We start from the raw sequence: 7,119 nt of genomic DNA, 5'->3' as shown, positions 1-7,119 counted from the left end.
GCATATGACCGACCCGCGCGTCACCACGCTGCCTCCCGACGCGCAGAAAGCCTATGACGCCGCCGGCACCATCGTCATCGAAACCACTGACGTGCTCGACAAGCAGAAGATGATGGTCGCGATGCTCAAGGAGCCGGACCTGATGATGTTCACTGATTCGACGACGCTGGCGTCGCTGCTGTCGCCCGACGATGCGGCGGCCATGAACGCCGCGCTCGACGCCCGCGGCATTCCTCCGGCAACGGTTGCCAAGATGAAGCCGTGGATGCTCTCGGCCATGATGGCACTGCCGGCCTGCGAACTCGCCCGTCAGTCAGGCGGCGCCCCGGTGCTCGATGTCAGGCTGGCGGAAGGTGCAAAGGCTTCCGGCAAGCCGGTGGAAGGATTGGAGACTGCTGAAAGCCAGTTGCGCGCCATGGCCTCGCTGCCGCTGGCGTTTCACATGAAGGGCCTCGTCGACACGCTGAAGCTCGGCGATAAGATCAACGACATCAACGAAACCATGATCGTGCTCTACCAGCGCGGCGACACCGGAATGTTCTGGCCGCTGTTTCGCGTGGCCATGCCGGAAGGCACGGACGACCCCGCGGGCTATGCGGCGTTCGAGGAAACCATGATCACCAGCCGCAACAAGGTGATGGTCGAGCATGCCGAACCGATCCTTGCCAGGGGCAACGTCTTCATGGCGGTCGGCGCCCTCCACCTTCCCGGCCCCGAAGGCCTCGTCGAGGACTTCCGCAAGGCCGGTTACACCGTCACGCCTGTTGGACTTTAAGCTACTTCAGTTTACTTCGCCAGGATCTGGGCCAGCATCGCCGGAACGATGATCCGGTGAAACGGCATGATGATCGCAAGATAGGCGCGCCCGAGCCAATTGTGCGTCTTGACGATCGTCGTCGCGGCCACCTCTTGCCGGCCCGTGCCGAGATCCCTGACTTCGACCAGGACACGGAAATCGAGATGCCGGTCGTCGAGGCCAAGCACAACCTTGCCGGGAAACTGGCTGATGAGCGGAAATATCCCGATCCGGCCTGACGGCAACACTGTAGTTTCCAGGCCCGTCTTCAGCCGGAACGGCTTGACGGCAAGGTTGCGCAGCGCCATGAGCCTGCCGACCCAGGGCGGCATTCGCCCCAGGGCGCGTTCCGCCGCGCCGAGTGCCGTTAAAGAAAGACCCTGGGTGATCAGCACAAAGCGGTCGGCGAACTGGGCTCCGGCGAGAACATCGCAGTGATTCGGGACAAACTCTGCTATGGGATTCGTCACGACAAAAATCCTCCGGAAAAACCCATAGTAGGCACCAACTTGGCGCGTTGCGTGGCGAAACAACGCCATTCCGGCTCCGGAACGGCGGGATTGTCCTTGTTTTTGGCGTTTTCCAACCCTAGCGTGAAACCAGTTCAATGATTGCGCGTTATATGGTGTTGATTGATATTTTTCATCCACGGAGGACACTTTTATGGCGAACGCACCGAATCCAAACGACCCGTTCAATCCCAACACCACCAACACCACCATCAAGCAGAGCGGTGGCGGCGGTAGTGGCTGGCTGATTGCGCTGGTCGTCGTTATTCTGGCGGTTGTCGCGTATTATGTTTTCGGAAGGAGTGGTGAGCACCCGGCACCAGCCGAGCCGCCGGCGGCCAGCACACCGGCCCCCGCGCCCGCACCGGCGGAACCGATGAAGCCAGCCGAACCTGCACCTGCTCCGGCACCTGCAGAACCGGCCCCAGCCCCGGCGCCTGCAGCTCCGGCTCCGGCTCCGGCACCTGCAGAACCGGCACCTGCGCCGGCTCCAGCGCCAGCGCCGGCTCCAGCTCCGGCCAACTGACCGGCTCGATATCAAATACGAACGGCCCGCTGAAAAGCGGGCCGTTTTGTTTGGCGATATCGCTACGTTCGTCATCCTCAGGCTTGACCCGAGGATAACGAAGCGTTGTCGCTTTAGATGTGGATTGGCTTGAAGAACGTCGCCAGCGCCGCCTCCTTCACCGCTTCCGACATCGTCGGATGGGCGTGGCAGGTGCGGGCGAGATCCTCAGACGAGCCGCCGAATTCCATCAGCACCGCCGCCTCGTGGATCATCTCGCCTGCGCCGAAGCCGACAATATGCACGCCGAGCACGCGGTCGCTCGTCTTGTCGGCGAGGATCTTCACAAAACCGTCGGTGTGCAGCATGGCGCGCGCCCGGCCATTGGCGCTGAACGGGAATTTTCCGACCTTGTAGTCGATGCCGGCCTTCTTCAGCTCTTCCTCGGTCATGCCGACCGAGGCGATTTCCGGGCTGGTGTAGACGACGCTCGGAATGACGTCATAGTTCACGTGGCCGGCCTGGCCGGCAATGGTTTCGGCCACCGCCACGCCCTCGTCCTCGGCCTTGTGCGCCAGCATCGGCCCGGCGATGACATCGCCGATGGCATAGATGCCCGGGACATTGGTCTTGAGATGGGCATCGGTCTTGACCCGGCCGCGCTCGTCGACCTCGACGCCGGCTTCCCCGAGCCCGAGACTGTCGGCATACGCGCGGCGGCCGGTGGCGATCAGCACGGCATCGGCCTCGATCGTCTCGGCGGCGCCGCCCTTGACCGGCTCGAAGGTGACGGTCGCACCCTTCTTGGCCTTGGCGACACCGGTGACCTTGGCGCCGAGCTTGAACTCGAAACCCTGCTTTGAAAGCAAGCGCTGGAACTGCTTGGAAACCTCGCCGTCCATGCCGCCGAGGATGGTGTCGAGGAACTCGACCACGGTGACCTTGGCGCCGAGCCGTGCCCACACCGAGCCGAGCTCGAGCCCGATGACACCGCCGCCGACCACCACCAGATGGCCGGGAACCTTATCAAGCGACAATGCGCCAGTCGACGACACTATCACCTTCTCGTCGATATCGACCTTGACGCCGGGAATGCCGGCGACATCCGAGCCGGTGGCGATGACGATGTTCCTGGTCTCGATCTCCTCGACCTTGCCGTCCTCAGCCGTCACCGACACCTTGCCGGCCGCGACCACCTTGCCAGTGCCGCGAAAGCTGTCGATCTTGTTCTTCTTGAACAGGAAGGCGACGCCGTTGACGTTCGACGACACCGTCGCATCCTTGTGCGCCATCATCTTCTTCAGGTTCAATTTCGGCGCCGATATCTCGACGCCGAGCGTGTCGAAGGAGTGACCGGCCTCGGCGAACATCTCGGAGGCATGGAGCAGCGCCTTGGAAGGGATGCAGCCGATGTTGAGGCAGGTACCGCCGAAAGTCGCGTTCTTCTCGACCACCGCCACCCTGAGCCCGAGCTGCGCCGCCTTGATGGCGCAGACATAGCCGCCCGGTCCCGACCCGATGATAACGACGTCATAAGCCATGATACTGTCCTTCTGTTTGAGCATGATGCCGTGTGACGCGGTTTTTGGATAACATCATGCTCGATCTGCTTGAGAGCGCTCAGCGGCCGCCGCTTACATTCAGGATCGCGCCTGTCGTATAGGACGCGGCGTCGGAGAGAAGATAGAGAACCGCGCCCGCGACTTCATCCACTGTACCGGCTCTTTTCATCGGCAGCAGGTCGCGGAACCGCTCCACCCTGTCCGGCTGCCCGCCGGAAGCGTGGATGTCCGTGTCGATGATGCCAGGGCGCACCGCATTGACGCGAATGCCTTCCAGCGCCACCTCGCGGGCGAGCCCGATGGTGAAGGTGTCGATGGCGCCCTTGGAGGCGGCATAATCGACGTACTCGCCCGGCGAGCCCAATGTCGCTGCCGCCGACGAGATGTTGACGATGGACCCGCCCGACCCGCCATGGCGGGTCGACATGCGCTTGACCGCCTCACGGGCGCAGAGGAACGAGCCGACGACATTGACGCGCATCATGCGCTCCAGCCGCGAAACATCCATCTCGTCGACGCGCGCCTTGACGTCGACGATGCCGGCATTGTTGACGAAGGCATCAAGCCGTCCATAGGCGTGGTCGACGGCCTCGAACATGGCCACGATATCGGACTCCTTGCCGATATCGCCCTTGACCGCGAAAGCTTCGCCGCCGGCAGCCTCGATCTCGGCGACCAAAGCATTGGCGGCGTCCTGATTCGAAGCGTAGTTGACCGCGATCCGGTAGCCGGCCTTCGACCCGAGCCGGCAGATCGCAGCGCCTATGCCGCGACTGCCGCCGGTGACCAGCAGCACCTTTTGCGTCCCGCTCATTCCTGGCATCCCTTCAAGGCAAACACATCCCACGGCACTTTCGAAAACCCGCTGCCGCCATAGGCGCTGGAATGGCGCAGCGACGGCCCGAGGTCCGGCAGGATCAGCATCTTCGGCGCCTCGACACCTTCGGCCGGCAGCAGCCCGATGTTGCCCTTGTCATCCGCCGTGTAGATGACGCCATGCCAGGGCGTGCAGGCGGCAAGCTCCTCGCCGGTGACGTCGCCCTCGGGGCATTTGTACATCAGCGCGCCGTTTGGCCGCGACACGCCCTCGTTCCACATGACGATGCCGTTGAGCACCACACTGTTGTCGAGGATCATGCGGAAGCTGTTGGTGACGGTCGCCGAGGTCCCGGTCGGCGTGAAATCGATCTCGCTGCCGCCCTGGGCGTCTCCATAGACGGCTAGCTCGATCGGGCAGGCGGCATAAGCTGCCGCCGGGATCATCGCCGCACCGACCGCTATCGATGCGGTAGACAGGCTTTCGGACAAGAAAGAACGGATCGTCACTGCTATCCGCCTTGAACAGCTTGATCGAGGATGAAGACCGTCGAAAGAAAATAATCTACCTCGAACGCAACGTTTTCATTCCTGTCGACCGGAACCGCATTAACCTCGTATTTGAGGGTCAAGATGCGAGAACTCTCCGCCAGCTCAATATAAACGTCGCGCTCACGACCGCCGCTGATTGCCCACTTGAATTCGCTCTTGTTCAGGAACTGCAATGCCTTGGGCAAGGTATGTATGGCTATGGGCTTTGTGCCTGCAAAAATCACAGGATGCCGGCCCAAATCGACGTCCAGATGGCCGTACCAAGTCGCCATCGTTCCACCCGATTGCAATCTTCCGAAGACAGGCTCGACGCTAATCGACCTCAGATGAAAATCGGGACTGAAGAAGAACTCGCAATTTCTACCATAGATGCACCACGCTGACTCCGCGTCCTCGTGGCGATAATGATTGTCCGCCCGCACATCCTCCGGATCGATCAAGCCTCGCACCGTTTCACGGCTGCTTTTTCCGAGTTCAATCGGACCCGCCCGGCCTGTCGTAACAAGCTCGAACAGATCGATTGGCTCGACAGATTCAGCCACCGCGTCAGCCTTAGAGATCAAGCACCAGCCGTTCCGGATTCTCCAGGCTTTCCTTGACGCGGACCAGGAAGGTCACCGCTTCCTTGCCGTCGACGATGCGGTGATCGTAGCTGAGTGCCAGGTACATCATCGGCCGGATCACGATCTGGCCGCCGACCACGACAGGCCGCTCCTGGATCTTGTGCATGCCCAGAATGCCCGACTGCGGCGCATTGAGGATCGGCGTCGACATCAGCGACCCGTAAACGCCGCCGTTGGAAATCGTAAACGTCCCGCCTTGCATGTCGGCGACCGACAGCTTGCCGTCGCGCGCGGCTATGCCCAAGCGGCCGATGTCCTTTTCGATCTCGGCGATCGACATCTGGTCGGCATTGCGCACGACCGGCACGACCAGGCCCTTTTCGGTGCCGACGGCGACGCCGATATGGGCATAGTTCTTGAAGATGATGTCGGTGCCGTCGATCTCGGCATTGACCGAGGGGATTTCTTTCAGCGCGTGGGTGACGGCCTTGGTGAAGAAGCCCATGAAGCCGAGCTTCACGCCGTGCTTCTTTTCGAACACGTCCTTGTATTTGGTGCGCAGCGCCATCACCGCAGACATGTCGACCTCGTTGAAGGTGGTCAGCATGGCTGCGGTCGACTGCGCTTCCTTGAGGCGGCGCGCGATGGTCTGGCGCAGCTTGGTCATGCGCACGCGCTCCTCGCGCGACGCATCGTCGCCCGAGGACGGCGCGCGCACGGCAACCGGTGCAGGTGCCGCCTTCGGCGTCTCCGCCGGCTGCGACGGCGCACCCTTGGAGATGGCGTCGAGCACGTCGCCTTTCAGCACCTGGCCACGCTTTCCCGAACCGGAGATCTGGTCGACCGAGAGATTGCTTTCGGCGATCAGTTTCGCCGCGGCCGGTGCCGGTGGCATGGTGCGCGGCTCGACCGGGCCGGCATCGCCGGCGATCTTGGCGGTCTCGGCCGCGGCCTGCTTGCCGGTCGATGCCGCATCCGGCGACGAGGCCTGCGACACCGCCTGCGGCTTGGTCGCTGGTGCGGCGGCAGCGCCACCTGCCGAAATCGAACCGAGCAGCGCACCGACACCGACCGTCTCGCCTTCCTTGGCGGTGATTTCGCTTAAGGTTCCAGCGGCGGCGGCAGGCACCTCCACCGTCACCTTGTCGGTCTCGAGCTCGACCAGCGGCTCGTCGGCGACGATCGCGTCGCCGACCTTCTTGAACCATTTGCCGATGGTCGCTTCGGTGACGGATTCGCCGAGAGTGGGAACGCGGATTTCGGTAGCCATTGTGCCTGTCCGTTTTCTTTCGGGTTCTGTTATTCGCCCAGATTTTCTCTATTCACCAAGCGCGTCTTCGAGCAAGGCGGCGAGCTGCGCGAGATGCTTCGACATCAGTCCGGTCGCCGGCGAGGCGGCGGCCGGACGGCCGGTGTAGCGCACCCGCTGATGCTTGGCGTCGATATGCGCCAGCACCCATTCCAGATAGGGGTCGATGAACGACCAGGCGCCCATGTTCTTGGGCTCCTCCTGGCACCACACCATCTCGGCATTGCGGAACCGCGACAGTTCGGTGATCAGCGCCTTGGCCGGGAACGGATAGAGCTGTTCGACGCGCAACAGATAGATGTCGTTGATGCCGCGCTTCTCGCGCTCCTCATAGAGGTCGTAATAGACCTTGCCCGAACACAGCACGACGCGGCGGATCTTCGAATCCTTGGTGAGCTTGATCGCCTGGCCGGAAAGCAGCTGCGCATCGTCCCACAGCAATCGGTGGAACGAGCTTTCGCCCGAAATTTCCGGCAGCGTCGACACCGCCCGCTTATGGCGCAGCAG

At 62.4% G+C, this 7,119-nt stretch carries 7 protein-coding genes and 1 pseudogene; 1 reads left to right on the top strand and 7 read right to left on the bottom strand.

Features of this window, described 5'->3' with window-relative positions; genetic code table 11:
- Positions 1–775: TraB/GumN family protein (locus tag EN749_RS26945; RefSeq protein ID WP_128364313.1), on the top strand; the 775-nt coding region annotated here is incomplete at its 5' end.
- A gap of 11 nt (positions 776–786) precedes the next feature.
- Here the strand turns inward: EN749_RS26945 and EN749_RS39645 are convergent.
- From EN749_RS39645 to sucA, 7 genes and pseudogenes are all read right to left on the bottom strand, one after another.
- Entirely contained in the window at positions 787–1,518 is a 732-nt protein-coding gene (locus EN749_RS39645; RefSeq protein ID WP_348629382.1) for a DUF2867 domain-containing protein, read from the bottom strand.
- A 426-nt stretch (positions 1,519–1,944) separates the two neighbouring features.
- Positions 1,945–3,375, bottom strand: coding sequence for a dihydrolipoyl dehydrogenase (gene lpdA / locus EN749_RS26930; RefSeq protein WP_128364312.1), 1,431 nt, complete (start codon positions 3,373–3,375; stop codon positions 1,945–1,947).
- 55 nt (positions 3,376–3,430) lie between these two features.
- Positions 3,431–4,186 carry an SDR family oxidoreductase gene (locus EN749_RS26925; RefSeq protein WP_128364311.1) on the bottom strand — a complete coding sequence of 252 codons (756 nt, stop codon included), beginning with the start codon at positions 4,184–4,186 and terminating at the stop codon, positions 3,431–3,433.
- Complete coding sequence (locus EN749_RS26920; RefSeq protein ID WP_245491508.1) at positions 4,183–4,635, bottom strand: hypothetical protein; 453 nt, start codon at positions 4,633–4,635, stop codon at positions 4,183–4,185. The genes EN749_RS26925 and EN749_RS26920 overlap by 4 nt, the downstream gene beginning before the upstream one ends.
- 65 nt (positions 4,636–4,700) lie before the next feature.
- Positions 4,701–5,282 carry a hypothetical protein gene (locus tag EN749_RS26915; RefSeq protein ID WP_127382344.1) on the bottom strand — a complete coding sequence of 194 codons (582 nt, stop codon included), beginning with the start codon at positions 5,280–5,282 and terminating at the stop codon, positions 4,701–4,703.
- A 10-nt stretch (positions 5,283–5,292) separates the two neighbouring features.
- The gene (gene odhB, locus EN749_RS26910; RefSeq protein WP_127808700.1) at positions 5,293–6,573 is read right to left on the bottom strand and encodes a 2-oxoglutarate dehydrogenase complex dihydrolipoyllysine-residue succinyltransferase; all 1,281 of its coding nucleotides are present in this window, start codon (positions 6,571–6,573) and stop codon (positions 5,293–5,295) included.
- 48 nt (positions 6,574–6,621) lie between these two features.
- Positions 6,622–7,119 (bottom strand): annotated as a pseudogene (gene sucA, locus EN749_RS26905) (2-oxoglutarate dehydrogenase E1 component); the annotation flags it as partial.

Source organism: Mesorhizobium sp. M7A.F.Ca.ET.027.02.1.1, from assembly GCF_004022985.1.
Lineage (GTDB): Bacteria > Pseudomonadota > Alphaproteobacteria > Rhizobiales > Rhizobiaceae > Mesorhizobium.
Note: the sequence above shows the minus strand (reverse complement) of the source record. Positions and strands in the feature narration are given on the sequence as shown.

Bases quoted from the DNA above. Each gene is read 5' to 3' on its own strand.
- EN749_RS39645 (WP_348629382.1), bottom strand. From the start codon at position 1,518: ATGGTGGTGTTGGTGGTGTTGGGATTGAACGGGTCGTTTGGATTCGGT.
- lpdA (WP_128364312.1), bottom strand. From the start codon at position 3,375: ATGCTCAAACAGAAGGACAGTATCATGGCTTATGACGTCGTTATCATC.
- EN749_RS26925 (WP_128364311.1), bottom strand. From the start codon at position 4,186: ATGAGCGGGACGCAAAAGGTGCTGCTGGTCACCGGCGGCAGTCGCGGC.
- EN749_RS26920 (WP_245491508.1), bottom strand. From the start codon at position 4,635: ATGATCCCGGCGGCAGCTTATGCCGCCTGCCCGATCGAGCTAGCCGTC.
- odhB (WP_127808700.1), bottom strand. From the start codon at position 6,573: ATGGCTACCGAAATCCGCGTTCCCACTCTCGGCGAATCCGTCACCGAA.